Annotated in this window: 1 rRNA gene; it reads left to right on the top strand. The window is 50.6% G+C overall.

Annotated features, from left to right (window positions below):
* Positions 1-68: 68 nt before the first annotated feature.
* Positions 69-609, top strand: a 23S ribosomal RNA gene (locus tag OGX96_RS00735); the annotation flags it as partial.

The following is a 609-nucleotide window of genomic DNA, read 5'->3' as shown; positions in this document are numbered from 1 at the left end:
GGTGTGTTCGAGTCTCTCAAATTTTTGCAAGTCGATGATGAATCGAAAGAAACATCTTCGGGTTGTGAGGTTAAGCGACTAAGCGTACACGGTGGATGCCCTGGCAGTCAGAGGCGATGAAGGACGTGCTAATCTGCGATAAGCGTCGGTAAGGTGATATGAACCGTTATAACCGGCGATTTCCGAATGGGGAAACCCAGTGTGATTCGTCACACTATCATTACGTGAATACATAGCGTAATGAAGCGAACCGGGGGAACTGAAACATCTAAGTACCCCGAGGAAAAGAAATCAACCGAGATTCCCCCAGTAGCGGCGAGCGAACGGGGAGCAGCCCAGAGTCTGAATCAGCATGTGTGTTAGTGGAAGCGTCTGGAAAGTCGCACGATACAGGGTGAAAGTCCCGTACACAAAAGTGCATGTGTTGTGAACTCGAAGAGTAGGGCGGGACACGTGGTATCCTGTCTGAATATGGGGGGACCATCCTCCAAGGCTAAATACTCCTGACTGACCGATAGTGAACCAGTACCGTGAGGGAAAGGCGAAAAGAACCCCGGCGAGGGGAGTGAAAAAGAACCTGAAACCGTGTACGTACAAGCAGTGGGAGCA

This window comes from Citrobacter sp. Cpo100 (assembly GCF_030332595.1).
GTDB lineage: Bacteria > Pseudomonadota > Gammaproteobacteria > Enterobacterales > Enterobacteriaceae > Citrobacter > Citrobacter portucalensis.
The sequence above is the reverse complement of the archived record's forward strand: the minus strand, read 5'-3'. Positions and strand labels throughout refer to the sequence as shown.